The sequence below is a fragment of the Nonomuraea sp. NPDC001684 genome (assembly GCF_053596515.1).
This window is the reverse complement of the sequence record NZ_JBSFGJ010000054.1, coordinates 1-26,293: the sequence shown is the minus strand read 5'-3', so window position 1 is coordinate 26,293 and position 26,293 is coordinate 1. Positions and strand designations below refer to the sequence as shown.

General features: G+C 74.2%; 22 protein-coding genes. 15 read left to right on the top strand and 7 right to left on the bottom strand.

Annotated features, from left to right (window positions below):
- Nucleotides 1-17 precede the first annotated feature (17 nt).
- On the top strand, nt 18-1,667 hold the full coding sequence (locus tag ACWCSD_RS13605) for an FAD-dependent oxidoreductase (protein WP_352319969.1): 1,650 nt from the start codon (nt 18-20) through the stop codon (nt 1,665-1,667).
- Nucleotides 1,664-3,049: an ATP-binding protein gene (locus tag ACWCSD_RS13600; protein WP_449914828.1), complete on the top strand. Its 1,386-nt coding sequence runs from the start codon at nt 1,664-1,666 to the stop codon at nt 3,047-3,049. The genes ACWCSD_RS13605 and ACWCSD_RS13600 overlap by 4 nt, the downstream gene beginning before the upstream one ends.
- 84 nt (nt 3,050-3,133) lie before the next feature.
- Here the strand turns inward: ACWCSD_RS13600 and ACWCSD_RS13595 are convergent, their stop codons facing one another.
- A complete protein-coding gene (locus ACWCSD_RS13595) occupies nt 3,134-4,135 on the bottom strand; it encodes an ROK family transcriptional regulator (RefSeq protein ID WP_364340389.1) in 1,002 nt (333 codons plus the stop codon).
- Between the two features lie 74 nt (nt 4,136-4,209).
- Here ACWCSD_RS13595 and ACWCSD_RS13590 point away from each other — a divergent pair, with 74 nt between their 5' ends.
- From ACWCSD_RS13590 to ACWCSD_RS13575, 4 genes are all read left to right on the top strand, one after another.
- The gene (locus ACWCSD_RS13590) at nt 4,210-5,373 is read left to right on the top strand and encodes an MFS transporter (RefSeq protein WP_397160988.1); all 1,164 of its coding nucleotides are present in this window, start codon (nt 4,210-4,212) and stop codon (nt 5,371-5,373) included.
- A gap of 46 nt (nt 5,374-5,419) precedes the next feature.
- Nucleotides 5,420-6,487 carry an LLM class flavin-dependent oxidoreductase gene (locus tag ACWCSD_RS13585; protein ID WP_449914824.1) on the top strand — a complete coding sequence of 356 codons (1,068 nt, stop codon included), beginning with the start codon at nt 5,420-5,422 and terminating at the stop codon, nt 6,485-6,487.
- Nucleotides 6,488-6,489: 2 nt separating this feature from the next.
- The gene (locus ACWCSD_RS13580; protein WP_449914822.1) at nt 6,490-7,977 is read left to right on the top strand and encodes an AMP-binding protein; all 1,488 of its coding nucleotides are present in this window, start codon (nt 6,490-6,492) and stop codon (nt 7,975-7,977) included.
- Between the two features lie 62 nt (nt 7,978-8,039).
- On the top strand, nt 8,040-9,101 hold the full coding sequence (locus tag ACWCSD_RS13575) for a cytochrome P450 (protein WP_449914819.1): 1,062 nt from the start codon (nt 8,040-8,042) through the stop codon (nt 9,099-9,101).
- Nucleotides 9,102-9,111: 10 nt separating this feature from the next.
- On the opposite strand, the gene ACWCSD_RS13570 is transcribed toward ACWCSD_RS13575, so the two are convergent.
- Nucleotides 9,112-10,020: a cyclase family protein gene (locus tag ACWCSD_RS13570; protein WP_358298551.1), complete on the bottom strand. Its 909-nt coding sequence runs from the start codon at nt 10,018-10,020 to the stop codon at nt 9,112-9,114.
- Between the two features lie 29 nt (nt 10,021-10,049).
- On the opposite strand from ACWCSD_RS13570, the gene ACWCSD_RS13565 reads away from it, so the two are divergent.
- Complete coding sequence (locus ACWCSD_RS13565; protein ID WP_397160995.1) at nt 10,050-11,252, top strand: serine hydrolase domain-containing protein; 1,203 nt, start codon at nt 10,050-10,052, stop codon at nt 11,250-11,252.
- 14 nt (nt 11,253-11,266) lie between these two features.
- On the opposite strand, the gene ACWCSD_RS13560 is transcribed toward ACWCSD_RS13565, so the two are convergent.
- Nucleotides 11,267-12,004, bottom strand: a complete 738-nt coding sequence (locus tag ACWCSD_RS13560) for an SDR family NAD(P)-dependent oxidoreductase (RefSeq protein ID WP_449914844.1) — start codon at nt 12,002-12,004, stop codon at nt 11,267-11,269.
- A complete protein-coding gene (locus ACWCSD_RS13555) occupies nt 12,004-12,594 on the bottom strand; it encodes an isochorismatase family cysteine hydrolase (protein ID WP_449914814.1) in 591 nt (196 codons plus the stop codon). Before ACWCSD_RS13555 ends, ACWCSD_RS13560 begins: the two co-directional genes overlap by 1 nt.
- Before the next feature lie 178 nt (nt 12,595-12,772).
- On the opposite strand from ACWCSD_RS13555, the gene ACWCSD_RS13550 reads away from it, so the two are divergent.
- From ACWCSD_RS13550 to ACWCSD_RS13520, 7 genes are all read left to right on the top strand, one after another.
- Nucleotides 12,773-14,593 (top strand): protein kinase domain-containing protein, encoded by a 1,821-nt coding sequence (locus ACWCSD_RS13550; protein WP_449914812.1) that lies wholly within the window; start codon nt 12,773-12,775, stop codon nt 14,591-14,593.
- Between the two features lie 113 nt (nt 14,594-14,706).
- Complete coding sequence (locus tag ACWCSD_RS13545) at nt 14,707-15,069, top strand: Zn-ribbon domain-containing OB-fold protein (protein WP_397160999.1); 363 nt, start codon at nt 14,707-14,709, stop codon at nt 15,067-15,069.
- Nucleotides 15,066-15,389, top strand: a complete 324-nt coding sequence (locus ACWCSD_RS13540; RefSeq protein ID WP_352319442.1) for a VOC family protein — start codon at nt 15,066-15,068, stop codon at nt 15,387-15,389. Before ACWCSD_RS13545 ends, ACWCSD_RS13540 begins: the two co-directional genes overlap by 4 nt.
- A 16-nt stretch (nt 15,390-15,405) precedes the next feature.
- A complete protein-coding gene (locus tag ACWCSD_RS13535) occupies nt 15,406-16,920 on the top strand; it encodes a class I adenylate-forming enzyme family protein (RefSeq protein ID WP_449914809.1) in 1,515 nt (504 codons plus the stop codon).
- On the top strand, nt 16,917-19,052 hold the full coding sequence (locus ACWCSD_RS13530; RefSeq protein ID WP_449914807.1) for an acetate--CoA ligase family protein: 2,136 nt from the start codon (nt 16,917-16,919) through the stop codon (nt 19,050-19,052). Before ACWCSD_RS13535 ends, ACWCSD_RS13530 begins: the two co-directional genes overlap by 4 nt.
- Complete coding sequence (locus tag ACWCSD_RS13525) at nt 19,039-19,788, top strand: glucose 1-dehydrogenase (RefSeq protein ID WP_364340411.1); 750 nt, start codon at nt 19,039-19,041, stop codon at nt 19,786-19,788. The genes ACWCSD_RS13530 and ACWCSD_RS13525 overlap by 14 nt, the downstream gene beginning before the upstream one ends.
- A gap of 267 nt (nt 19,789-20,055) precedes the next feature.
- Entirely contained in the window at nt 20,056-22,221 is a 2,166-nt protein-coding gene (locus ACWCSD_RS13520; protein ID WP_449914803.1) for a CHAP domain-containing protein, read from the top strand.
- Nucleotides 22,222-22,285: 64 nt separating this feature from the next.
- Here ACWCSD_RS13520 and ACWCSD_RS13515 read toward each other — a convergent pair whose 3' ends face one another.
- The 3 genes from ACWCSD_RS13515 to ACWCSD_RS13505 are packed head-to-tail and all read right to left on the bottom strand — an operon-like array spanning nt 22,286 to nt 25,201.
- Nucleotides 22,286-23,098, bottom strand: a complete 813-nt coding sequence (locus ACWCSD_RS13515) for a TIGR03619 family F420-dependent LLM class oxidoreductase (RefSeq protein WP_397161006.1) — start codon at nt 23,096-23,098, stop codon at nt 22,286-22,288.
- Nucleotides 23,095-24,081, bottom strand: a complete 987-nt coding sequence (locus ACWCSD_RS13510; protein WP_387681849.1) for an acyl-CoA dehydrogenase family protein — start codon at nt 24,079-24,081, stop codon at nt 23,095-23,097. Before ACWCSD_RS13510 ends, ACWCSD_RS13515 begins: the two co-directional genes overlap by 4 nt.
- Nucleotides 24,082-24,100: 19 nt before the next feature.
- The gene (locus ACWCSD_RS13505) at nt 24,101-25,201 is read right to left on the bottom strand and encodes an acyl-CoA dehydrogenase family protein (RefSeq protein WP_449914799.1); all 1,101 of its coding nucleotides are present in this window, start codon (nt 25,199-25,201) and stop codon (nt 24,101-24,103) included.
- A 66-nt stretch (nt 25,202-25,267) separates the two neighbouring features.
- Between ACWCSD_RS13505 and ACWCSD_RS13500 the strand changes: the two genes are divergently transcribed.
- The coding region (locus ACWCSD_RS13500) for a helix-turn-helix domain-containing protein (RefSeq protein ID WP_449914797.1) at nt 25,268-26,293 on the top strand (1,026 nt) is incomplete at its 3' end.

Sequence of the window (26,293 nt, the reverse complement as noted above, 5' to 3'; positions counted from 1 at the left end):
GGGGAGAAGGTAGGGGAATGGACAAGCCGGTCATCGTGACGGTCGACGACGACCCGGGGGTGTCGCGGGCGGTGGCTCGTGACCTCAGGCGCCGGTACGGCCATGAGTACAGGATTGTCCGCGCCGAGGCGGCCCACGACGGCATCGAGGCGGTCAAGGAGATGCGGCTGCGCGGCGACGAGGTGGCGGCGATCCTGGCCGACTACCGGATGCCGCAGATGAACGGCGTGCAGTTCCTGGAAGCCGCCATGGACATGTACCCGTACGCGCGCCGGGTGTTGCTGACCGCCTATGCCGACACCGACGCCGCGATCCAGGCGATCAACGTGGTCGACCTCGACCACTACCTGCTCAAGCCGTGGGACCCGCCGGAGGAGAAGTTCTACCCGGTGATCGACGGCCAGCTCGACGCCTGGATGCGGACCGACCGGACGGCGCGTCCCGAGCTGCGCGTGGTGGGCGACCGCTGGTCGGCGCGCTCGTACCAGGTGCGGGACTTCCTGGCCCGCAACCACGTGCCCTACCAGTGGATGCTGGCCGAGGACCCCGAGGGCGCGCAGCTCGTCAAGGCGGCGGGCGAGGGTTGTCACCTGCCGCTGGTGGTCACCGAGGACGGCACCACGCTGGAGTCCCCCGACCAGGCCACGCTGGCCACCGCGGTCGGGCTGTCCACCACGCCGGCCACCGACTTCTACGACCTGATCGTGGTCGGCGGCGGGCCCGCGGGCCTCGGCGCGGCGGTCTACGGCGCCTCGGAGGGCCTGAACACGGTGCTGGTCGAGGCGCACGCCTCGGGCGGCCAGGCGGGCCAGAGCTCCAGGATCGAGAACTACCTGGGCTTCCCCGACGGCGTGTCCGGGCAGCAGCTCGCCGACCGGGCGCGCCGGCAGGCGCTGAAGTTCGGGGCCGAGCTGCTGAGCGCGCGCAAGGTCACCCATCTGGAGCCGCGCGGGCAGGCCCGGGTGATCGGGTTCAAGGACGGTGGGGAGATCGCCGCCCACGCGGTCATCCTGGCCACCGGCGTCACCTACCGGCGGCTGGAGGCGCCCGGCCTGGACGAGTTCGTCGGCCGGGGCGTCTTCTACGGCGCCGCGCTGACCGAGGCGCCGGCGTGCAAGGACAACGAGGTCTACATCGTCGGCGCGGCCAACTCGGCCGGGCAGGCGGCCGTCTACCTGGCGGGATTCGCGCGCAAGGTCCATTTGTTGGTGAGGAGTGATGGTTTGGAGAAGTCCATGTCCCACTACCTCATCGAGCAGATCAACGCGATCGACAACATCGAGGTCAGCCTCCTGACCGAGGTCGTCGCCGGCGCCGGTGACGACCACCTCGAACGGCTCACGCTGTCGACCAAGGGCGAGGAGCGCACGGTCGACGCCCAGTACCTGTTCGTGTTCATCGGGGCCGAGCCGTACACGTCGTGGCTGGGCGAGACGATCGAGCGGGACGCCAAGGGGTTCGTGCTGACCGGGCCCGACCTGGTGCAGGGCGGCAGACGGCCGCGCAACTGGGCGCTGCGCCGCGAGCCCTACTACCTGGAGACCAACGTGCCGGGCGTGTTCGCCGCGGGGGACGTGCGGGCCGAGTCGATCAAGAGGGTGGCCTCCGCCGTCGGTGAGGGCGCGATGGCCGTCGCGCTGGTGCATCGTTATCTGGAGAAGCAATGACCGACACCGTCGACATCGACGAACTGCGCAAGCTCTTTCTGTTCGAGCGGCTGACCGACGAGCAGCTCGGCAAGCTGGCCGCCAGCGGCCGGGTGCGCTCGTTCGCCCAGGACGAGGACATCGTCCGGCAGGGCGAGCCGGCCGAGTGCTTCGCCGTGCTGCTGGAGGGCGAGGTGCAGATGATCAACGAGACGGTCAGCGCCGGCACCGTCGCCATGCCGCGCGCCTCCCAGCCCGGCGTGTACGGCGGCGCGACCTCGGCGTACCTGGGCGACCGGGCGCCGGAGACCTACCAGCACACGCTGCGCGCGACCGCGCCCTCGCGGATCTTCCTGCTGCCCGCCAAGAAGTTCGCCTACATCGTGGCCGAGTGGTTCCCGATGGCGATGCACCTGCTCGACGGCATGATGTCGGGCGGGCGCATGCAGCGGGAGATCATCGACCGGCGGCAGCGGCTGACCGCGCTCGGCACGATCACGGCCGGGCTCACGCACGAGCTGAACAACCCGGCGGCGGCGGCCGTGCGCGCGGTGAGCGAGCTGCGTTCGCTGATCAAGGCGTCCCGCATCCAGCTCGCCCAGCTCGCCGAGGCCGGCATCCCGCCGGAGAAGCTGCGCACGCTGATCGAGGCCCAGGAGGCGTGCACGAGCAACCTGGGCAACCAGCCGCAACGCTCCCCGCTGGAGATCTCCGACGCCGAGGACGAGCTGGGCGAGGCGCTGGAGGACGTCGGCGTCGAGGACGCGTGGGAGCTGGCTCCCGCGCTGGTCAACGCCGGTTTCACCGCCGAGTACCTGCAGAAGATCCGCGGCAAGGTGGGCGAGGAGCACACTCCGGCCGCCCTCCACTGGCTGGCCGAGGCCGTCGAGATCTCCCAGATGCTGAACGAGGTCACCGAGGCCACCGAGCGCATCACCTCGCTGATCCGCTCGGCCAAGCAGTACTCGCAGATGGACCGGGCGCCGTTCCAGATGATCGACGTGCACGACCTGCTCGACAGCACGATCGCCATCTTCCGCGGCAAGACCCCGCCGGGCGTCAGCGTGGTCACCGACTACGACCGCACGCTGCCGCTCATCCCGTGCTACGCGGGCGAGCTCAACCAGGTGTGGACGAACCTGATCCACAACGCGCTCGACGCCATGGGCGAGGAGGGCACGCTGACCGTCCGCACGGCCCACGACGAGGACGAGGCGATCGTCGAGATCGGCGACACCGGCCCCGGCGTGCCCGAGGCGATCAAGGACCGGATCTTCGAGCCGTTCTTCACCACCAAGAGCGTGGGCGAGGGCACCGGGCTCGGCCTGGACATCTCCTACCGCATCGTGGCCGGGCGGCACGGCGGCGAGATCAAGGTGCGCTCGGTGCCGGGCGAGACCTAGTTCGAGGTGCGCCTGCCGCTGCGCGAGCCGGCCGCCGTCCAGTGAGCCGGACCGTCTGAGGCGGGCCTTCCGGCGCGGCGCGGGTCACCAGACGTTGTCCCGCGCCGTGTCGAGGGCCGTCAGCACGGCGCCCTCCAGCACCGCATTGCCCCCGACCCGGGTGGCCCTGACCTCGGTGGGCGCGGGCGACAGCTCGCCCAGCCGGGCGGCGACCTGCCCGGCCAGCTCGTCGCCGCCGTCCTGGCCGGTGGCCCCGCCGAGCACCACCAGGCCGGGGTCGAGCAGGGTGACGAAGGCGAAGGCGCCCTTGGCCACCCGGCGCGCCAGCTCCTCGGGCCGGGTGGTGTTCTGGAGCAGGATGCACAACGGCGTGCCCTCCACGTCGAGGAAGCCGACCTCCCCCGCGCCCCCTGACGCGCCGCGCCGCACCCGCCCGCCGAGCACGACCGCGGCGCCGATGCCGTCGTCCAGCCAGAGCAGCACGAAGTCGTCGCTGCCCTGGGCGGCGCCGGTGCGCAGCTCGGCGACCGCGGCCAGGTTCACCTCGTTCTCCAGGACGACGGGCACGCCCAGCCGCTCGCGCACGGCGCCCACCAGGCCGGGCCGCCACCCGGGCACGTCGTTGGCCACCGCCAGCTCGCCGTCCATGGGTTTGACCAGGCCGGGGGCGCCGATGACCACGTTGTCGAGCGCGCGGCCCCCGGCGGCCTCGGCGACCGTGGCAGCGACGAGGGCGACCAGGTCGCCGGAGATCTCGCGGACGGCCGAGCCGACCACGTGGCCGGTGAGGTCGGCGACCGTGACCTTGATCGCCGTGCGGCGCAGGTCGACCCCGGCGACGTGGGCGCGGCCGGCGACCAGCGCGTAGAGGCGGGCGTTGGGGCCGCGACGGTCCTCGCCGCGCTCGCCGGCCTCCTCGATGAGGCCGCCGCCCTTGAGCCGTTCGATCAGGTCGGAGACGGTGGGCCGGGACAGGCCGGTCAGCTCACGAAGCTGCGGAGCGGTCAGCGGACCGTGCTCCAGCAGCAGGTCGAGGGCGAGCCGGTCGTTGATCGCACGGGCCATGGACGGGGTCGCGGTCTTCACGCCGCTCATAATAGTCAGGAAGCCTCCCTGATAGCTCTTTTCATCAGGAAGGTTGCCTGATAGTTTCTGTGGCCATGAGCCCTCATCGCGCCATCGCGGCCGTCTTCGCCGCGCACGGAGCCGTCGCAGGCAGTTTCGCCACCCGCATCCCGTGGCTCCAGGAGCACGTCCACCTGAGCGCGGCGATGCTCGGGTTCGCGCTGCTCTGTCCCTCGATCGGGGCCTTCGCGGCGATGCCGCTGGCCAGTCGCCTGGCCCACCGGTTCGGCAGCCGCGCCACCACGCGCGCGCTGCTCGCGCTGTGGTGCGGCGGCCTGGCCCTGCCCGCCTTCGCCCCCGCCCCCGTCTGGCTGTTCGTCATCTTCCTGCTGTACGGCGCGTCGGCGGGCATGTGCGACGTCGTCATGAACGCCCACGGCGTCACGCTCGAACGGCATCTGAAGAAGCCGGTGATCTCCGGCCTGCACGGCATGTGGGCCGTCGGCAGCCTGGCCGCGGGCGGCCTCGGCACCCTGGCCGCGCACGCCGGCATCGACGCCCGCCTGCACCTGGGGATCGTCGCCGCCGTCCTGGTGGTCGCGGGCGGGATCGCCGGGCGCGGGCTGCTGCCCGACGGGCCGCGGGCCGCCGCCGGGCCCGCGCCGCGCCGGTTCGCCCTGCCCTCGCGGGCCATCGCGGCCATCGGCGTGGTCGGCTTCTGCGGGACGTTCGCCGAGGGCGCCAGCTCCAACTGGGCCGCGGTCTACCTCACCAACGTCGCCGACGCCGGGCCCGGCGTGGCCGCCGCGGGTTACACGATCTTCATGCTCTGCATGGCCGGCGCCCGACTGCTGGGCGACCGCGCGGTGCGCCTGACCGGTCCGGTGCGGGCGGTCCGGACGGGCGGGATCGTCGCGGTCGCGGGTGGCGTGCTGGTGGTCCTGGCCCGCACGCCCGCGCTGGGCATCGTCGGGTTCGCGTTGGTCGGGCTGGGGGTCGCGGTCATCGTGCCGCTGGTGTTCGCGGCGGCGGGGAACGCGGGGCCCACGCCGGGCGAGGGGGTCGCCGGAGTCGCGACGATCACGTACCTGTCGGGGCTGACCGCGCCGGCGGTGACGGGATGGGTGGCCGACGGCGTGTCGTACCCGGCGGCGTTCGCGCTGATCACGGGGATCCTGGTGGCGCTCACGCTGCTCGCGCCGGTGCTGCGGCCGCGCGAGACGGCCCCGGAGGTGGCCCTGGAGCGGCAGCCGGCGTGATACGCTCCCAAGCGAGCGCTTGGTTTATCTACGGAGAGGCCGCCGCATGAAGTTCTCGACCTTCCACCTCTTCCACCGCTTCGACGGGCAGAGCTTCAAGGACGTCTACGACTACCATCTGGAGCTCATCGAGCTGGCCGAGGAGCTGGGCTTCGACGGGGTGCGGCTGGCCGAGCACCACTTCCGCGACTACGGCGTGGCCCCCAACCTGTTCACCATGCTGGCCCACGCCGCCGCCCGCACCTCCCGGCTCCGGCTCGGCACCGGCATCGTGGTGCTGCCGCTGCACAACCCCGTCCACGTGGCCGAGGAGGCCGCGCAGGTGGACGTGCTCTCCGGCGGGCGGCTCGACCTGGGGATCGGGCGGGGGTACCAGAGCTTCGAGTTCGAGGGCTTCGGGATCGACCTGGCCGAGGCGCGCGACCGGTTCAACGAGGCGCTGGAGGTGATCCTCGGGCTGTGGACGCGGGAGTCGTACCGGCACGAGGGCAAGTTCTACCGGACCGGCGCCGAGGTCTCGCTCGTACCGCGTCCGCTGCAGTCGCCGCACCCGCCGCTGCACGTGGCCGCGGTCTCCCCCGAGACCGTCACCATGTACGCCGAGCGCGGCCTGCCCGTCCTGGCCGACCCCGCGGCGACGTTCCGCAAGGTCGTCAAGGCGGCCGAGACCTGGCGGGAGACGGCCGCGCGGGCCGGCCACCCGGCGGGCGCCGACCTGGTGGTGGCCCGCAGCGTCTATGTCGCCCCCACGCTGGAGCGGGCCCGCGAGGACCAGGCCAGGTTCGAGGCGTCCTTCGACCGCTCGCGCATCTTCAACGAGCGCAGCGCGCCCATCGACCCGAGGACCGGCAGGGCCGCCGAGGGCTTCGAGTACTACCAGGACCGCTACCTCAAGGGCGGCTCGGTCTCGCCGGACTTCCGCTGGGAGCAGCTTGAGGTCATCGGCGACCCCGCCCGCGTGATCGAGCAGATCTCGCTGCTCAGGGACGCCGGCTTCAGCAACCTCCTGTGCGACTTCGGCAGCACCAGGCCCATGCCGCTGGAGGACATGAAGCGGGTCATGCGCTTCTTCGCCGCCGAGGTCATGCCGGCCTTCGCCCCCGCAGGAGGATGACGATGATCCACAGCCTCACCCTGTCCGACGTCCTGGCCGACCACGCCCGCAGCCGCCCCCGGGTCACCGCCGTGGTGGACGGGGACGTGCGGCTCACCTACCCCGAGCTGGACGCCCGCGTGACGCGGCTGGCCGACGCCCTGGCCGGGCGCGGCGTGGCCGCCGGCGACCGGGTGATGTGGCTCGGCCAGAACTCGCACGCCGTGCTGGAGCTGCTGCTGGCCTGCTCCCGCCTGGGCGCGGTGCTCTGCCCGGCCAACTGGCGGCAGTCGGCGGACGAGCTGCGGTTCGTCCTGGCCGACCTGGCGCCGCGGGTCGTCGTCTGGGAGCACTCCGACACCGCCGCCGAGCTGGCGGACGAGGCGACGTGGGTGCGCGCGGGCGAGGCGTACGAGGAGCTGGTCGCCGGCGGCTCGCCGCGCGAGTTCCCGCAGGTGGACGACGCCGAGCCGGTGCTCGCCCTGTACACCGCCGCCTTCGGGGGCCGGCCGGCCGCCGCCCTGCTCAGCAGCGCCGCCCTGGTGGCCCACAGCGCCACGCTGCTCGTCGTACGGCAGATGGAGCCGGGGTTCACCTTCCTCAACGACGGGCCGCTCTTCCACGTCGGGACGATGATGTTCTGCCTGGCCACCCTCCAGATCGGCGGCACGAACGTGTTCACGCCCGCCTTCGACGCCGAGGAGGTCTGCCGGCTGGTCGACGCCGAGCGGGTGACGCAGGCGTTCCTGTTCGGGCCGATGATCGACGCGGTCGCGGCGGCGAACGCGGGCGGCAAGTACGACCTGTCCTCGCTGCGCTTCGTCGCCCACTCCGCCGAGTGGGACGACATGATCACCGTGGACGACTCGCCCTGGTGCCGCTCGAAGATGGGCGGGTACGGGCAGACGGAGGTGGGCGGCATGCTCACCTTCCTCGGGCTGGCCGAGGGCGGCGCGGGGTTCGCGGGACGGCCGTCGCCGCTGGTCCAGGTACGCATCCTGGATCCGGAGGGCGTGGAGGTGCCGACGGGCGAGGTGGGCGAGATCTGCGCGAGGGGCAAGACCCTCTTTTCCGGATATTTCGCCCGGCCCGACTTAAATGCAGAGAAGTCGCGGTATGGCTGGCATCACACCGGCGACCTCGGCCGCCGCGAACCCGACGGCACCATCACCTTCATCGGCCCCCGGCTCCGCATGATCAAGTCGGGTGCCGAGAACATCTACCCGGCCGAGGTCGAGCGCGCGCTCAGGACCCACCCGGCCGTCGCCGACGCCGCGGTGATCGGCGTGCCCGACCCGCGCTGGCACCAGGCGGTCAAGGCGGTGGTCGTGCTGAAGCCGGACGCCACCGCCGCGCAGGAGGACCTGGTCGCGCACGTCAGGGGTGAGCTGGCGGCGTACAAGAGGCCGCGGGAGGTGGTGTTCGCCGACGCCATCCCCAAGCAGGGTTTCACCCCCGACTACGACGCCCTCGACGCCGCGTACGGCGGCGGCAACTACCCGGGCGCCTGACCCCCGAGCCCGGCCTCCAGGCGCGGAGCCGGGCCGCGGCCGGGCTGGCGGGCCTTGCGGCGATGAGCCGTCTGGAGTTCGCCGACGGCCATCTCGGCTGGCTGGCCACCACCGCCGAGGCCGCCCGCGCGGTGCTGGGCGATCCCCGGTTCAGCGCCCGGCAGGAGCTCAAGCACCGGGCCTCGCCCAGGGCCCCCGCCGGGCTGGGCGCCCCCGCGCCGCCGGGCTTCTTCGCGGCCATGGACCCGCCGGAGCACACCCGCTACCGCCGGCTGCTCACCGGCCGGTTCACGCTGCGCAGGATGCGCCTGCTCGAACCGCGGATCGAGCGCATCGCCGCCGACCACCTCGACGCCATGGCCGCCGCCGGGCCGCCGGCCGACCTCGTGACGGCGTACGCGCTGCCGATCCCGTCGCTGGTCATCTGCGAGCTGCTCGGCGTCCCGTACGCCGATCACGACTGGTTCCAGGAGCTCAGCGCCCGGCTGGTCACCTTCGGCGCGGACGGCGCGGGGGCGCTCGCCGAGCTGACCGGCTACCTGCGCGACCTGGCCCGCCGCAGGCGCGTGGCGCCGGACGACGGCCTGATCGGCGACCTGACCGGCGAGCTCGGCGACGACGAGCTCGCCGGGCTCGCGGTGATCCTGCTGGTGGCGGGCCACGAGACCACGGCGAACATGCTGGCGCTGGGCGTGTTCGCGCTGCTGGAGCACGGACGCCCGGACGAGGACGGCGCGGTCGAGGAGCTGCTGCGCTGGTTGTCGATCCTGCATCTCGGCGCGCCGTCCAGGGCCGCGCTGGAGGACCTGGAGGTGGCCGGCGTGACGGTCAGGGCGGGTGAGACCGTGGCCCTGTCCCTGCCCGTGATCAACCGCGACCCCGCCGTGTACGCCGACCCCGACCGGCTGCTTCCGGACCGCCCGGAGGCGCGCCGCCACCTGGCCTTCGGGCACGGCGTGCACCAGTGTCTCGGCCAGCAGCTCGCCAGGATCGAGCTGCGGATCGGCTACCGGGCGCTGTTCGAGCGCTTCCCGGGCCTGCGGCTGGCCGTGCCGGCGGCCGAGGTGCCGGTCAAGCACGACGCCTCGGTGTACGGCGTCCGGAGCCTGCCCGTCACCTGGTGACCCGTTGCGCTCACAGGACGGCGAGCGGGGTGATCGGGCTGCCGGTGCCTCCCTCGATGCGCAGCGGCGCGGCCACGAAGACGAACTCCGTCCGCCCGGCCGCGCCCAGCTCCTCCAGCCACAACATCTCGACCAGGTGCACGCCGTGCCGGTGGAGCAGGATGAGGTGCAGGTCGTCGGCGGCGCACTCGTCGGCGAGCTGGTGTTCGTTCAGGCCGCCCACGGCGGCGTTGTCGCAGGCCACCGCCGACACGTCGTGGGCGGCCAGCCAGGCGCCGGCCTCCGCCGACAGCCCCGGCTGCCCCGCCCAGTACTCCTCGCGCGACCGCTGCCACACCAGCGGCCATCCCGTACGGACCACCGCGACGTCGCCGGGGCGCGGCGTGGCGATCTCCTGGAGCAGCCCGGCCGGGATCCGGAAGTCCGCCGGCAGGTGGTCGAGCCCCAGCCGCCGCGGCACGTCGAACAGCACGCCCCTGGCCACCACGCCGCCGACGTGCTCGATCCCGCACCTGGTGGCGCCGTAGGAGCGGACGCGGGCGGCCGGGTGGCCGTTGTAGAGCCGGTCGCCGGTCCACATGTGGCACAGCGCGTCCATGTGGGTGGTGGTGCCGTGGTGGCTGACCAGCAGGGCGTCGTCGGCCACCCGCAGGCCGTCGCCGACCGGGCGCGCGCCCGCGGCGTAGTCGCCGCCGTCCACGGACATGAAGTGCTGCGGCAGCGGGCGGCCCCGCAGGTGGGGGACGGTCGTGGGGGCCGCCGAGGAGGTGGCTCCCCTGATCGGCATGGCCAGGCTCAGCACCTCGCCCGTGACGGCGCTGCGCAGGGCCTCCAGGACGACGGCGGGGGTCAGCAGGTTGAGGGTGCCCCGCTGATCGTCTGGGCCGAATCGTCCCCAGTTGTTAGGCTCGTGCACCAAGTAAGCGCTTCCTTTCCTGCGGAGGTCTGATGTACTGCGATCCCCGGTTCTCCCGCGTGCGCGAGGCGTTCGAGCGGAACTTCGCCGAGGGCGAAGAGCTGGGCGCGGCGGTGGCCGTCCACCTCGACGGCGAGCTGGTCGTGGACCTGTGGGACGGCGTCGCCGACCGGCACACGGGACGCGCCTGGGAGGCGGACACCCCGGCCTTCGCGTACTCGTGCACGAAGGCGGTGGCGGCCACCGTGCTGCTCCGGCTCGCCGAGCGGGGGCTGGTGGACGTGCGGGCGCCGGTCGCCGACGTGTGGCCGGAGTTCGCCGCCGGGGGCAAGGAGGCGGTCACGGTCGAGCACGTGCTGACGCACTCCTGCGGGCTGCCGGTGATCGAGACGCCGGTGCCGGTGGCGGAGTTCGAGGACCTGCCGGCCATCGCGGCCCGGCTCGCCGGTCAGACGCCCCTGTGGGAGCCGGGGACTGCGCACGGGTACCACGCGCTGACGTACGGCTTCCTGGTCGGGGAGGTGGTGCGGCGGGTCAGCGGGAAGTCGGTGGGCGAGTTGGTGGCGGCGGAGATCGCCGGGCCGCTGGGGCTGGACCTGTGGGTCGGCGCGCCCGACGACGTGATCCCCCGCGCCGCCCGCCTCAAGGCCCCCACCCGCCCCCGCCCCGCCCCCGAGAACGCCGCGGTCGCCCCGGAGACCTCCGCTCCCGCCGGCGGAGGGACCGGGCCGGGGGCCGGTGGGGGGCGGGATCTGCTGGGTGAGATGGGCCGGGCGGTGCTCGATCCGGGCAGCCTGATGAACCGGGCGCTCGGCAACCCGGCCATCCGCCTGCTCGAAGGCGGCGCGAACAACCCGGTGATCCTGCGCGCCGGATGGCCCGCCGCCGGGGTCGTCACCACCGCCAAGGGCCTGGCCGGGTTCTACCGCGCGCTGGTCGGCGGCGACCTGCTGAGCTCCGCGACCCTCCAGGACGCCCTGCGCCCCCGCGTCAGCGGCCCCGACCGCGTGCTGTTCATGGACACCGCGTTCGGGCTCGGCTACATGCGCCCGTCGTTCACGTTCCCGATGCCGTCGGCGACCGCGTTCGGCCACTCGGGGATGGGCGGCTCGCTCGGCATGGGCGACCCCGACCGCAGGCTCGCCTTCGGGTACGTGATGAACCGGATGGCCGACAGCCTCACCGGCAACCTGCGCGGCCTGCGCCTGATCGAGGCGGTCTACCGCTCCCTGTGACCTCACGGCGCGCGTCACTGCATGGTCACGCCGCCGCTCACCGACAGCGTCTGGCCGGTGATGTAGGCGGCGCGGTCGGTGCACAGGTAGGCGATCAGCCCCGCGACGTCGGCGGGCGTGCCCAGCCGGCGCAGCGGGATCCCTTTGGCGATCTTGTCCACGAGCCCCGGCTCGGCCTCGGAGATCCGCCGGAGCATCGGGGTGTCGGTCGGCCCGGGGCAGACGACGTTCGAGGTCACGCCGCCCCTCGCGGCCTCCCGGGCGAGCGTCTTGGCCAGGCCGAACAGGCCCGCCTTGGTGGCCGCGTACGCGCCCTCGCCGCCCGAGCCGGCCCTGGCGCCGTCGGAGGAGACGAACACCAGCCGTCCCCAGCCCCTGGCCGTCATGCCGGGCAACAGCAGCTTGGTCATGAGCATCGGGCCGCGCAGGTTGACCTGCCACATGAGGTCCCAGTCCGCCGGGTCGCTCGCCGTGAACGGCTGCACGACCGACACCCCGGCGTTGTGCACGAGCACGTCCACGGGCCCGGCCTCGGCGCAGAACGCCTCGACGGAGGCGGGCGAGGCCAGGTCCACGGCCAGCGCCCGCGCCCCGGGCAGCGCCGCGGCCGTCCGGCGGGCGCCCGGCAGGTCCACGTCGGCGACGCTGACGCGGGCCCCGAGCGCGGCGAGGTCGGTCGCGACGGCCGTGCCGATCGCGCCCGCTCCCCCGGTGACGACGGCGACGCGGCCGTCGAGGCGCAGGCCGTCCATCACGTCCACGCCCGGACGAGGTCGGCCGCGGCGACGCGGGTGGCCAGCAGGCCGATCGTGTTGCGCAGGACGGCCTTCGCGTAGTCCTCGGGGATCCCGGCCACGGCGTCCCGCACCACCGTCACCCGGTAGCCGAGATTGACCGCCTCCAGCGCCAGCCCCGGGATGCCCAGGTTGAGCGAGACCCCCATCGCGACCACGGACGAGACGCCGAGGGAGCGCAGCGTCATGTCCAGCGAGGTGCCGGTGAACGGCGAGAACCCGTGGTGCCGCCGGCTCTCCAGGTCGCCGTCCTCGCGCAGTTCGGGCAGCACCTCCACGGCGGACGTGCCCTCCAGCATGTGCGCGGGGTCCTTGAGCAGGGAGACGATGAAGGGGCAGTTGCCGGTGTGCGAGCCCGCCCGGTCCGGCCGGAAGGCGGCCGTGCAGTGGATCACCGGGAGCCCGGCCGCTCGGGCCGTGCGCAGGACGCGGGCGGCGTTGGGGACGACGTCGTGACGGGCGCAGGCCGCCACCAAATCCGGAAATTTCGTGAGGTCGCCGACGACCCCCCGCTGCATCTCCATCACCAGCACGGCCGACCGCTCCACCCGCACCCTCCGTCATTTAGCCGAGCGCTTGCTTGGGTTCGCCACAGCATAACACCGCCCCCACGGCCTCACCGGACGTCACCTTTCATCACAAAGGGCGAAATTTCTCCAGACGTGACAACCCACACCCCGGGTGAGACCGTCGAATGCACGACGGCATGGCTGATGGGGGTTGGACTTGGTCCCTGGTTACCGTGAAGTTCGTCAGCTCGGCGCGGGCCGCACCGGCCGCGTGTTCCTCGCCACCTACCAGTCCACCGGCGCCTACGTCGCGATCAAGTACCTGAACGCCACCCTGCGCAGGGACTCCGAGTTCATGGACCGCTTCAGGGCCGACGCCCATCAGCTCGTCGAGCTCGACGACCCCAACGTGGTCCGCCTCTACGAGTACGTCGAGACCCCGGACCGGGCCGCCGTCGTCATGGAGCTGGTGGACGGCGTCTCGCTGCGCACACTGCTGGCCGAGCACGGCCGGACGGCCCCGGAGGCGGCCCTGGTGCTGCTCAAGGGCATCCTCGCCGCCCTGGCCGCCGCGCACGAGAAGGGCGTGCCGCACCGGGACGTCAAGCCGGAGAACGTCCTGGTCCAGGCGGACGGCACGAGCAAGCTGGCCGACTTCGGGGTGGTCGTGCACGCCGAGGAGCCGGGGGTGCCGGCGGGGAGCCCGGCGTACATGTCGCCGGAGCTGTGGACGCAGGGACGGGCCGGGCCGCCGGCCGACCTGTACGCGGCGGCCTGCGTGCTGTTCGAGGCGGTCAGGGGGCGGCCGCCCTACCGCGCGTACAAGGAGGGCGGGGACGGCGGGGACGGCGAGCTGGACGTCGCGGCCCTGCGGGAGCTGCACCTGGCGGCGCCGGTGCCGCTGGAGGTCGTCCCGGACGCCCTGCGCGACCTGCTCAGGCGCGGGCTGGCGAAGGACCCGGCGGCCCGGTACGCCTCGGCCCGGCAGTTCGCGGCCGAGCTGGAGGAGGACGCCGTCGCAGGATACGGGCCCGACTGGGAGCAGCGCGGCCGCCGCCGGCTCGCCGAGCTGGCCACGCTGCTGGCCCTGCGCTTCCCGCTGGCGGCCAGGACCGATCAGGACGCCCGCGCCCCGGGCCGGCCGCGCGCCGGGATCCGCAGCCGGGCGGTCCGGCTGCCCGCGCTGCCGCCGCACCTGTGGGTGGCGGGCGCGACGGTGGTCGCCGTGGCGATCGCCCTCGTGATCTCCGGCGGACGGCTGTCGCCGGGGGCGGGCACGATCCTGATGCCGCAGCCGAAGCCGCCGGGCGAGCTGAACCCGGCGCCGGTCGACGCCCACACGCCGACGCCTCGCAGGAGCACGCCCGTCACGGCCCGCGGCAGCGCGTCCCCGCCCGCCGCCACCGGCGGGCCGCACGTCTCGACCGGCCCGCCCGTGCCCACGAGTGCCGCACCGCCGACAGCGCCTCCGACAGGGCCTCCGACGGTGCCGACGCGGGCGCAGAGCGGGACCGCCCTGCCGCCGCCCGCCGTACGGGAGGCGAGCATCGCGCGGTGGAGCGGTTCGGCGGGCGCGATCAGGGTGTCCGCGGACGGCACGGGGCCGGTGCGGCTGCGGATCGCGTACACGCGGCGGCTCGGCGACGGGCCGGTCACCACCGTGCGGCGGGAGACCCTCACGTTGCGCGGCAGCACCGCCTACACCAGCGGGGTCCGGCACGATCCCGGGAGCGTGGACTGCGGGGTGCGGGCCTACCTCGGGATCGTCGTCATGACCGAGCCGGCGGCGGTCAACGGGCCGCAGGTGAGCGAGGTCGCGGTGGACGGCCCCGCCTGCACCGCCCCACCGCCGACCCGCTCCGGCCCGGCCACCCCGACCGGCACCGCGTCCCCGACCGGCGGGCAGCCCGTGGCGCATCCCACGCCGGCGGCGACCTACCCGGCGACCGCGCATCCCACGGAGGCCGCCTCCCCGGCGGACGCCCACTCGGGGGAGGGCGGGCTGGTGCCCGGCGGTCAGGAGCAGGAAGGGCAGTAGGAGCAGGGCCACGAGGAGGGCGCGGCGCGGGCGGCGGGCCGCCCGGGCGGGGGGCCGGTTTCGTGAAGCAGGGGCTCTTGTTCGGTAACCAAGCGTGCGCTAGCTTGGCAGCGATGAGCGGTGACACCTCCCCCACCGGCGCCGCAGGGGCGCGCGGCGAGCTGGTGATCCGGCGCTGCGTGTCCTGCGGCCGCCGCGGCTGCCTGCCCGAGCCGTCGTGCCCGTCGTGCGGCGGCGCCGAGCTGGCCGCCGAGCCCGCCAGGGGCACGGGGACGGTCCACACGTTCACCGTCGTGCACCGGTCGTTCGCGCCCGGCTACCGGGGGCGGGAGCCGTACGTGCCGGCGTGGGTGGACCTGGACGAGGGCGTGCGCGCGTTCGGGCACGTCGTGGGGTGCGCGCCGGAGGAGGTCCGCGTCGGGATGCCGGTGCGGGTGACGTTCATGGACGATCTGCCGCATTGGAGGCCCGTGTGAAACTCGGCAACGTGCTCATCCCCGTAGCCGACCTGGACGAGGCGATCGCCTTCTACGGCCTGCCGGTGAAGTTCAGGGACGGCGACCGGTTCGCCGCGCTGGACGGCGGCGGCGTCACCGTGGCGCTGGCCGGTCCGGCCGAGCACGTCACCGCGTCGGCGGCGCCGTCGTACAAGGTGGACGACGTGGCGGTCACGGTGCGCGAGATGGCGGCGCGCGGGGCCGAGGTGGTGCGCGCGCCCGAGGACGGGCCGCACGAGAGGCGGGCCGTGCTGCGCGACCCCTCAGGAAACACGTTCGTGCTCTACTCGCCCCTCTGACCTGGAGGCACCCCCCATGGCGCGATCACCCTACGGCAACTACGGCCACGCGATCCTGACCGCGGGAGCGCTGCGCACGCCCGACCGGGTGGCGCTGACGTACTGCGGCGAGCGCAGCTTCACCTACGACGAGCTGAACCGGGCCGTCAACCGCCGGGCGAACGCGCTGCTGGCGGCCGGGATCACCGCCGGGCAGCGGGTGGCGGCGCTGCTCAACGAGACGCTGCTGGTCGCCGAGGTCTACCTGGCCCAGGCCAAGATCGGCGCGGTGACGGCGGCGCTCAACCCGTACTGGCCGGCCGAGACGCTGCGGGCCGTGGTGGCCGCCTCCGGCTGCACGGCCTTCGTGTACGACTCCACGGTCGCCGACCTGGTCGGCGGCATCAAGGACGCCCTCCCGCAGGTCACCACCTGGATCGACGCCGGTGAGCTGACCGGCGGCCTGGAGGAGGAACCGCCGCTGGGCGGCTTCCACGACGACCCGCTGGCCCTCTACTACACCTCCGGCACGACCGGCCTGCCGAAGGCCGTCGTGCACACCCACGCCTCCTCCCTGGCGACCGCCCAGATCTGGCTGGACGTGCCGCGCGGCCCCGACTCGGTGTTCGGCACCGGCGCGATCATCTGGGGCATCGGCTTCCCCGCCATCGTCGGCCCCGCCCTGTACGCGGGCATGCGCCTGGTTCTGGAGCAGGACTGGGGGCCGGCGAACTTCCTGCGCGTGGTGCCGCGCGAACGGGTCACCCACGTCTCGCAGATCCCGTCGTTCTACGCGGCGCTGCTGGGGACGTCCGAGCACGAGGGGGTGGACCTGTCGTCGATCCAGGTGATCATGCTGGGCGGCGAGCCGCTGACCGCGACCATGCTCGACCGGATCAAGGCCAGGCTGCCCGGGGCCGGGGTCTACTCCTACTACGGGCAGACCGAGGCGCCGTACACGTGCATGGGCCGCGTGGACGACGGCTCGACGCCGCTCGGGTCGTCGGGGCGGGCGCGCACGGGCAACGCCGTACGGATCACCGGCCCGTCCGGCGCCGCGGTGACCGGCGAGGTCGGCGAGATCAACCTGGCCGGGCCGCACCGCATGGCGGGCTACGACGGCACGGACGACCACGGCGTCCTGCGCGGCGAGTGGTACGTGGGCGGCGACCTCGGGACGTTGTCGGCCGACGGCGTGCTGCGCGTCCTCGGCCGCCGCGAGGACTCCATACTCAAGCACGGCCAGTGGACGCAGCCCGCCACGATCGAGGAGGCCGTCTCGGCGCTGGACGGCGTGGCGGAGGCCGGCGCGGTGGGCGTCCCCGAGGGGGCGGACGAGCAGCGGGTGCTGCTGGCGGTCGTGCCGCGCGCCGGGCAGTCGCTGGACGCCGCCAAGCTGTCGCTCGCCCTGGCCGACACGCTGCCCCCGCACCAGCGGCCCGACCACATCGTGGTGACCGGCGAGCTGCCGCACTCCCAGGACGCCTCCGGCGGGCCCGGCAAGCTGCTGCGCCGCCGGATCCGCGAGCAGCACGGGCACCTGCTCGGGTGAGCGCCCAGGACCACGGGAGCCGGGACCTCCCCCGGGACCCTCACGAGCACGACACCCAGGACGCCCCCCGCGACCGCGACGCCCAGGACATCCCCCGCGACCCCCGCGAGCACGACACTCGGGACATCCCCCGCGAGCACGAGGTCAAGGAGCTGGTCGCGGCGGCCGGGGTGCCGGTGCCGCGTGGGGTGGTGGTGCGTGACCTGGACTTCGCGGCGGCCGGGGAGCTGGCCGAGCCGCTGGTGCTGAAGGCGTTCGGCCCGGGGCTGGTGCACAAGTCGGAGGCGGGGGCCGTACGGCTCGGCCTGCGGGCGGACGGCCTCGCCGCGGCGGCCGCGGAGATGCGCTCCCGGCTCGACGTGGAGGGGTTCCTGGTCGAGGAGCAGGCGCCCGCCGGGGTGGAGCTGATCGTCGGGCTGGTCGGCGACCCGGGGTTCGGCCCGGTGCTGCTGGCCGGGCTGGGCGGCGTCTGGACGGAGGCGATGCGCGACACGGCGCTGCGCCTCTGCCCGATCTCCGAGCCGGACGCGCGCCTCATGCTGGACGAACTGCGCGGCGCGGCCCTCCTGCACGGCCACCGCGGCCACCCGCCCGTGGACGTGGACGCCGTCGTCAAGCTGCTCATGACGGTCGGCGGCCCCGGCGGCCTGTGGGAACGGCTGGAACTGGGCGAGTTCGAGCTGAACCCGGTCATCGCCACCCCTTCCGGCGTGACCGCGGTGGACGCGCGCCACCTGCCCGGCCGGCCGCCGCGCCCGTCCGCCACCCGCGAGCCGGCCGACTTCCTGCCGCTCTTCGAGCCCCGCGCGGTGGCCGTCGTCGGCGCCTCGGCGAGCAGGCCGAACTTCGGGAACATGTTCCTCGACTTCTACCGGGCGGCCGGGGTGCCGCTGGTGGCCGTGCACCCGTCGGCCGCCGAGGTGGCGGGGGTGCCCGCGGTGCCGTCGCTGGCCGCCGCCGACGTGGACTACGCGCTGGTGGCGGTGCCCGCCGAGCGGTGCGCCGAGGTCGTGCGGCAGGCGTCGGGCATTCCGTACGTGCAAGTGATGAGCGGCGGGTTCGGCGAGACCGGACGCGCGGACCTGGAACGCGACCTGGCCGCGGCCGCCCGCGCGGCGGGCACCCGGCTGCTCGGCCCCAACTGCATGGGCGTGTACTGCCCGCGCGGCCGGCAGACGTTCGTCGGCGGCGGCGTCGGACCGGCGGGGACGGTCGCGCTGATCTCGCAGAGCGGCGGCCTCGCGGGCGAGGTGATCAAGGTCGGGGAGCGGCGCGGGCTGGCGTTCAGCCGGGTCGTCACCGTGGGGAACGCGGCCGACGTGACCCCCGCCGAGCTGCTGTCCTGGCTGGCCCGCGACCCCGAGACGCGGGCCGTCGGGCTCTACCTGGAGGACCCGCGCGGCGGCCGGGAGCTGCACGAGGCGCTGCGCGCGGCGGGGCTGCCGGTGGCGCTGCTGGTCGGCGGGCGCAGCTCGCAGGGACAGCGGGCGGCGCTCTCGCACACCGGCGGCATGGTGAGCGACCTGCGGGTGTGGGCGGCGGTCGCGGCCCAGACCGGCACGGCGCTGGTCTCCTCCCAGGACGACCTGATCGGCGTGCTGGCCTTCTTCCAGGCGCACGGCTCCCGCGTGACGGACGGCGACCGGGTGCTGGTGATCGGGCCGAGCGGCGGCGCGGGCGTGCTGGCGGCCGACGCGTTCGACCGGGCCGGCGTGCGGCTCGCCCCGCTGCCGGACGGCGTGCTCGACGGGCTCGGCCTGGCCGCCGCGGGCAACCCGCTGGAGGTGCCGGTGGGGCCGCGCGGGCGTCCCGGGCTGGTGCCGGAGGTGATCGGGGCGATCGTCCGGCGGGAGCCGTACGCGGACGTGGTCGCCCACGTGAACGTGCAGAGCTTCTTCACCTACGGCGACGCGGCCGAGCCCCTGTACGCCTACGCGCGGGCCTTGGCCGCCGCGCAGGAGGCGCTGCCGCGGGTCAGGATCACGCTCGTCACCAGGAACGGCGAGTGCGCGCCCGCGGGCGTGGAGGACGAGGTACGGCGGATCGCGGCGGCGGCGGGCGTCCCCGTCTACCGCTCCATGGAGGCGGCCGCGGCGGCCGTCGCGGCAGGAGGTAGTCGTGGGACTGCTTGACGGCAAGGTCGCGCTGATCACGGGCGGGGCCAGGGGCATGGGCGAGTCGCACGTGCGCCTGTTCCTCGAAGAGGGCGCGCGGGTGGTCTTCGGCGACGTGCTGGAGGAGGAGGGCAAGGCGCTGGCCGCCGAGACCGGGGCCGCGTACGTGCGGCACGACGTGCGCAGCCCGGACGAATGGCGGCGGGCCGTCGGCACGGCCACGGAGCTGCACGGCCGGCTCGACGTCCTGGTGAACAACGCCGGCATCCTCACCTACGGCCGCATCCAGGACATGGCGCCCGAGGACTTCGACCGGGTGATCGACGTGAACCTCAAGGGCACCTGGCTGGGGGTCAAGTCGGTGATCGAGCCCATGAAGGCGGCCGGGCGCGGCGCCATCGTGAACATCTCCTCGATCGAGGGGTTCGTCGGGGCGGAGGGGTTGTCGGCGTACGCGGCCTCGAAGTTCGCGGTGCGCGGGCTGACCAAGTCGGCCGCGCGGGAGCTGGCCCGGTTCAGGATCCGGGTGAACTCGGTGCATCCCGGGGCGATCAACACGGCGATGGCGGTGAACCCGGACCTGATGGCCGAGGTGGACGCGGAGGCGTTCGTGAAGTCCATGGTCATCAAGCGGTTCGCGAAGCCGGTGGAGGTCTCGCACGTGGTCGCGTTCCTGGCCTCGGACCGGGCCAGCTACTGCACGGGGAGCGAGTTCACGGTGGACGGAGGGCTGCTCACCGGGGCCGGTTACTAGGCCCGCTGGGCGCGACACGCGAGCCTTTTCCTGTTAAATCACCCACCCTGGACACGTCCGGCAGCTTGGTTGAGCTGCGGTTATGCGCCCGGTGATGTCTTTGCCTTCTCTTGGGGCGTGCTTGACCTTGGTCACGAAGCGGTAACCTCGCACCGCACGGAAGACTACAGGTTTCCGGTTTTGCCACACATGTCCCGGGTTACCCCCGTGTACCCGAGTATGTGCGGATAAATCCGGATCTTGACCGGAAGGTTCCCCCATACTTCCATGACGCCCGAGATGCAGAAGTACATCGACCTGCTGGAGAGCCAGCTCGGCTACGCCGAGAAGGCCGGTGCGTACACCAAGTTCGGCGACTGGTACGGCAAGACCGTCGAGTTCGACGCCGACTACTCCGCCGCACCCTGGTGTGACATGTACCTCTCCTGGGCCGCGCACAAGCTCGGCTACCAGGAGTGGATCGGGCAGTTCGCCTGGACCGTACGGCACGCCGAATGGTTCAAGGCGCAGGGAGCCTGGGGGAAGACGCCCAAGCCCGGCGCGCTCGTCTTCTACGACTGGAGCGGCACCGGCAAGATCGACAACATCGACCACGTCGGCATCGTCACACGGGTCGAGGGCGACACGATCTTCACCATCGAGGGCAACATCGACGGCGGCGTCGCCAAGCGCAAAGAGCGCGACACCAGCAAGGTCGTCGGCTACGGCTACCCCGAGCGCATCAAGGCCCGTCTCGACGAGGAGGCGGCCCAGAAGCGGGCCGACGAGCAGGCGGCGACGCCCGCCAGGCCCGGCACCGACGTGGGAACGCTCCAGCTCCCCGCCGACTCGCTCAGCTCCCTGATCCCGCACGTCGAGCAGGAGCGCGCCGTCGAGGCCCCGCTCGCCGCGCGTCCGAAGGCCAAGTCCGACAAGCCCGCCAGGACCACGGCGTCCTCGCCTCCGGCGTCCGCCGCCGCGCCGTCCGCGTCCGCCTCGCCGGCGACGGGGGCGGCTCCCGTGCCGACGGCGGCGGCCGGGAAGTCGGGACAGAAGTCCAAGCACGCCAAGGCGACGACCGCCGACACCACGTCCGCCACCGCCGAGCCCCTTCCCGCGCTCGTGGACGCCTCCTCGACCGGCTCGATGCCCGCGATCGGCTCACCGTCGCTGGTCGGGTCCGCGCTGATCGCCGCGCTGGCGCTCGTCGCCCTGGCGAAGACCCGCCAGAGCCGCCTCCGCCCGGCGACCGCCTCGGCGAAGGCCGCCCGCGTACGCGCCGCCGCGACCCTCTCCACGAGGGAAGGTGCCACTCCGAGCACCGCCGCTCTGAGCGTCACCTCGACAGAGAGCACCTCCACGGGCGTCACTGCCGGTGTCACCACGGGCGTCACTGCCGGTATCGCCGTGCCCGTCGCTCTGCCTGTTCCCGTGCCCGTCGCCGTGCCCCTTCCCGGGACGCGTTCCAGGCGCGGCACCCACGCCGCACCTTCACGCCACCGGCGTCGCCGCCGTCCCGCGGAGACGCGCCACGAGCACACCCGCCCCTCCTCGCTGCGGACCACCGCCGAGCCCGCCGACCCCTTCGAACTCACCACCGCCCCTTCCGGCACGAGCTTCGAACGCGCGGCCGCCTCGCCCGAGGCCGGCCGGAGGCACCGCTTCGAGCTCGCCGCAGGCTCCCCCGGCACCGGCCGGCAAGGCGGCTCCGAGAACGGTCGGGAAGGCGGCATCGAGTTGGCGGCCGTCTCTCCCGAGACCGGTCAGGGGGGCCGCTCCGGGCTTGGCGCGGGCTCTTTCGAGGCCGGCCGGAACCGTACCTTCGAGTTCGCCGCCCCCGTCCCCGAGTTCGGCCCCGCGGGCGGCGCCGAGGTCGCGGCCGGTGTGGACGCGTTCGAGCCGTTCACCGACCGCATGGCCCCGCCGCGGCGGCTGGACAGCGCCTCGTTCCGGCCCGCCCGCGACACGGCGCCCTTCGAGCCCATGTTCGACACCGGCCCGATGGTGCCGATCTCGCTCCCTCCGGCGACGAGCACGTTCAGCGCCTTCTCCCCCAGCCCCCGACCGGGCGCCGAGGTGGCCGCCCGGACGAGGACGACGCCGCGGGCCGCCCAGGCGTCCGGGATCGGCGCGACGTACCAGGGCCGTCGCCGCCGCAGCGAGCCGCTCCTGGACGCGCACGCCGCCGAGCACCCCTTCTTCATGGACGAGTTCACCGCCGATTCCGTCCCGCGCGGCCGCCGCCACCGTCGCGCCGCGACCGCCGGAACCGCCGCGACTGCCGGGACCGCCGGGACCGCGGTCTCGCAGCACCCGCGAGGCCCGCGCCAGCAGTCCGGCGGCACGAGCACCATCGACGCCTTCGTCCAGGACGCCCCTCTGCGCGGCCGCCGTCACCGCACCCCCACCCGCGAGATCGTCAGCACCCCCGACTGGGGACGTCAGCCCGCCTGAGGACGGCCCGCCGGCGACCGAGCGACCGAGCGGCGGGGGCCGGGTGAGCGGCGGCCCGGCGGGGTCAGGTCACGTCGTACTCGGCGGCGAAGGCGGCCAGGCGGGTGACCGCGTCCCGGCTGCGCGTCCACGGCCGGACGATCAGCCGTTCCACCCCCAGCTCCGCCCATGCGGCCACCTCGCCAGGAGAGCCCAGCGCGTACGCGTGCGCCGTCACCGGCACCCCCGCCCCCAGCCGCGCCAGCTGCGGCCTGATGGACTCGACCGTGTGCGGCATGCTGATCCACCCGTCGCACAGCCGGGACGCCCGGCGCAGCGCCGCCGCCGACTCCCCGCCGGCCAGCACCGGCAGCCGTCCCTGCACGGGCTTGGGCTCGAAGGCGACCTCCGGGAACCGGTAGAACCGTCCGGAATGGGCGACCACGGGTTCGGTCCAGAGCCGCCGGACGATCTCGATGACCTCGTCCAGGCGGGCGCCGCGGGTCTCGAAGGGCAGCCCGGCCGCCGCCCACTCCCCGCGGTACCAGCCCGCGCCCACGCCGCAGATCGCCCGTCCGTCCGACACCACGTCCAGGGTGGCGAAGGCGCGGGCCGAGACGAACGGGTGGCGCAGGGCCAGCAGGTGCACGGCGGTGCCGAGCCGGACGCGGGTGGTGAGCCCGGCCAGCCAGCACAGGTAGGCCGGGGCGTCGAACAGCGGCGTCGTCGGCTTGATGCCGGGATCCTCGGTGCCCGGGTAGACGGCGAGCGACAGGTCGGTGGCGAACACCAGGTGCTCGGGCAGCCACACCGACTCGAACCCCAGCTCGTCGGCGGCCACGGCCACGTCCTTCCAGGCGTCCGGGTGCAGCAGGCCCAGCGGCACGCCGTACTTCACGGATACCTCCGCAGGTCGCGAGTGCCCAGGCAGGCGCGGACGTGTTCGCGGTGGGCGGCGGCGGTGCCGTGCGCGGCCGACAGGGACCAGGCCCGCGCGAGCCAGAACCGCAGGTCCAGCTCCTCGGTGTAGCCGATCGCGCCGTGGGTCTGCAGGGCGACGCGGGCGGCCAGCGTCGCCGCCTCGCCCGCCGCGGCCTTGGCGGCGCCGGCGTCCCGTCCGGCCGTGGGCGCGTCCCGGTCGACGGACAGCGCCGCGCGGTGCACCAGCGGCGCGGCGAACTCGACGGCGACCGCCACGTCGGCGAGCCGGTGCCGGACGGCCTGGAAGGACCCGATCGCCGCGCCGAACTGCCTCCTGACCCCCGCGTACGACACCGAGACCGCGAGCAGCTCCCGCGCGACCCCGATCAGCTGGGCGGCGGTCGCCACCGCGACGGCCCGCGCCGCGAGCGCCACCCGGTCCGCGCCGGGATCAGCACGTCCGGACGCTTCGAAGGCGACGTCGAACAACGGCCGGCACGGATCCACCCCCGGCACGGCGGTGAGCCGCGCCTCGTGCCCCGCCAGCACCCGCACCCCCTCCCCCGTACGCGCCACGACCAGCACGTCGGCGAGATCGGCGTCGGCCATGTACGCCTCCCCCGGCAGCAGCACCCCGACGCACACCCCGCCCGAGGCCAGCTTGGCCGCCTCGGGTGCCAGGAAGGGCGTCAGGAACGCCGCCGCCACCGCCGTCTCGACCACCGGCCCCGGCAGGCAGGCCCGCCCGGTCTCCTCGACCGCGGGCAGCACGTCGGTCAGCCCGAGTCCGAGCCCGTCGAGCTCCGGCGGCAGCAGCAGCCCGAAGAACCCCAGCTCGGCCAGCCGGTCCCAGGCGGGACGGCGTTCGGTCCGCAGCGCGCCGGGCGGGCAGTGCGCCCGCAGCACGTCGCGGACGGTCGCCCCCAGGGCGAGTTGCTCGTCGGTGAAGGCGAAGTGCATGAGGGCGACTCCAGAGGGGTCATCGGGGCAGGCCCAGGACACGCTCGGCGATGATGTTGCGCTGGATCTCGTTGGTGCCCGCGTAGATGGGCCCGGCCAGCGAGAACAGGAAGCCGTCCAGCCAGGCCGTCCCGCCGGCGCGGTCGCCGAGCAGTTCCATGGCCAGCTCGTGCATGCGCAGGTCCAGCTCCGACCAGAAGACCTTGCCCATGCTGGCCGCCGCCCCGATCTCGGCCCCGGCCATGATCCGGCGGGCGGTGGCGAAGGTGTGCAGCCGGTACGCCTCGGCCGCCGTCCAGCAGCGCGCGGCCCGGTCGGCGAGGGCGGGATCGGCGTCCAGGGCCAGGTCGAGGAGGCGGTCGGCGGTGGCGAGGAAGCGGCCGGGGCTGCGCAGGGTCAGGCCGCGTTCGGAGGAGGTGGTGGACATCGCGATCCGCCAGCCGTCGCCCGGCTCGCCGAGCACCATGGAGTCGGGCGCGAACACCCCGTCGAAGTGCAGCTCGGCGAACCCGGGCAGGCCGTCGAGCTGCGCGATCGGCCGGACGGCGACGTCGTCCAGGGGGAACAGGAAGTACGTCAGGCCCTTGTGCCGCGCGCCGGAGGTGCGGAAGAGGCCGAAGCCGTGGGAGGCGTGGGCGGCCCGGGAGCTCCAGGTCTTGTGCCCGTACAGGAGCCAGCCGCCGTCGGCGCGTTCGGCGCGGGCGCTGAGCGCGGCGAGGTCGCTGCCGGCCTCGGGCTCGGACCAGGCCTGCGCCCACACGTCCTCGGCCGTCGCCATCCGGGGCAGCCAGCGCCGCCGCTGCTCGGGGGTGCCGAAGCGCATGAGGCTGGGGGCCAGGAGGAAGATGCCGTTCTGGCTGACCCGGGCCGGGGCGCCGGCGGCCCAGTACTCCTCCTCGAAGATCAGCCACTCGATCAGGGACGCGGCGCGGCCGCCGTACTCGCGCGGCCAGGAGACGACCGACAGCCGCTCGCCGGCCAGCAGCGCCTCCCAGGCACGGTGGGCCAGGAAGCCTTCGGCGGTGTCCATCGGCGGGAGCCGCTCGGGCACGTGGGCGGCCAGCCAGTCGCGAACCTCGGCGCGGAAGTCCAGCTCGGCCGGGGAGAAGTCGAGATCCACGAAACCAAACTAGCGCACGCTTGGTCCGCTGGCCAGGCCGCCGTCCGTCGGCCTAGTGTGGACGTCGTGCAGGGTCTTCTGCTCCGGCTTTCCACGCTCGACACCGACGCCGAGAGCGCGGTGCGGGTCATCGCCTACTTCGACTCGCTGGTGCGCGACCACGTCACCGTGCCGGTGCTGCTCGCGGCCACCGCGCGGCTGGCGCGATGTCCGGTCGGCCTGCACGACGCCACCGCCGGCCGGCGCCTCCGGACGAGCCCGGACGGCCGGGCCGCCGACGCGCGGACGCCAGGCACGGGGAAGCGGGCCGGGGAAGGGCCCCAGGAAGAGGCGCGGGCGAGGGAGCTGAGCGACGGCCTGGGCAGCGTGTGGATGGAACGCGAGGGCGCCCCGCACGGCCTCGACGACATCGTGCTCGAACGGTTCGCCGCCGCCGCCGAGCTGACCCTGGAACGCGCCGCCGCGCAGGCCCGCGAGGGCCGGGACCCGGCGCTGGTCGAGCTGGTGCTGTCGGCCGAGACCGGCGAGGCGGAACGCGCGCGGGCGCTCCGCCTGCTCGGCTTCGCACCATCCACCCCGCTCCAGGCCCTGGCCTTCGCCCTCCCCGGCGACCCGCTCGCGGCCGGGTTGCGGGCGATGGGGCACCGCGTGCGTACGGCCAGGATCGGCGACACCCAGGCCGCGCTGGTGGCCACCACCGTCGAGGGCGAGCTGCCCGAGGGCGCCCGCGTGGGCATCGGCCCGGAGCTGCCCGGGTCGCACGCCGCCGAGTCGTGGGCCAAGGCCCGCACGGCGCTGCGCTTCACCGGCCCGCACGACCGGGTGGTGCGCTGGACCGATCTCGGCGCGCTCGCGCTGTTCGCCGACCTGCCCGGCCCGGCCGTCGCGGAGCTGGCCGACGTGCGGGCGATGGCGCGGCTGAGCGATGACCACCTGCTCGCGGTGCGCGCGCTGTGCTCGGCCGGATCGGTCCGCGCCGCCGCCACCGGGGTGCACCTGCACCACAGCTCGATGGCGGCCCGCATCGCGCGGGCGGAGTCGGCGCTGGGCTTCTCCCTCGCCGACCCTGCCGGACGCCTGCGCGCCCATCTC

Coding starts and splice junctions, on each gene's coding strand:
- ACWCSD_RS13580 (WP_449914822.1), top strand. CDS start 6,490: ATGATCCACAGCCTCACCCTGTCCGACGTCCTGGCCGACCACGCCCGC.
- ACWCSD_RS13605 (WP_352319969.1), top strand. CDS start 18: ATGGACAAGCCGGTCATCGTGACGGTCGACGACGACCCGGGGGTGTCG.
- ACWCSD_RS13600 (WP_449914828.1), top strand. CDS start 1,664: ATGACCGACACCGTCGACATCGACGAACTGCGCAAGCTCTTTCTGTTC.
- ACWCSD_RS13565 (WP_397160995.1), top strand. CDS start 10,050: ATGTACTGCGATCCCCGGTTCTCCCGCGTGCGCGAGGCGTTCGAGCGG.
- ACWCSD_RS13545 (WP_397160999.1), top strand. CDS start 14,707: ATGAGCGGTGACACCTCCCCCACCGGCGCCGCAGGGGCGCGCGGCGAG.
- ACWCSD_RS13585 (WP_449914824.1), top strand. CDS start 5,420: ATGAAGTTCTCGACCTTCCACCTCTTCCACCGCTTCGACGGGCAGAGC.
- ACWCSD_RS13510 (WP_387681849.1), bottom strand. CDS start 24,081: ATGCACTTCGCCTTCACCGACGAGCAACTCGCCCTGGGGGCGACCGTC.
- ACWCSD_RS13590 (WP_397160988.1), top strand. CDS start 4,210: ATGAGCCCTCATCGCGCCATCGCGGCCGTCTTCGCCGCGCACGGAGCC.
- ACWCSD_RS13520 (WP_449914803.1), top strand. CDS start 20,056: ATGACGCCCGAGATGCAGAAGTACATCGACCTGCTGGAGAGCCAGCTC.
- ACWCSD_RS13535 (WP_449914809.1), top strand. CDS start 15,406: ATGGCGCGATCACCCTACGGCAACTACGGCCACGCGATCCTGACCGCG.
- ACWCSD_RS13575 (WP_449914819.1), top strand. CDS start 8,040: ATGAGCCGTCTGGAGTTCGCCGACGGCCATCTCGGCTGGCTGGCCACC.
- ACWCSD_RS13560 (WP_449914844.1), bottom strand. CDS start 12,004: ATGGACGGCCTGCGCCTCGACGGCCGCGTCGCCGTCGTCACCGGGGGA.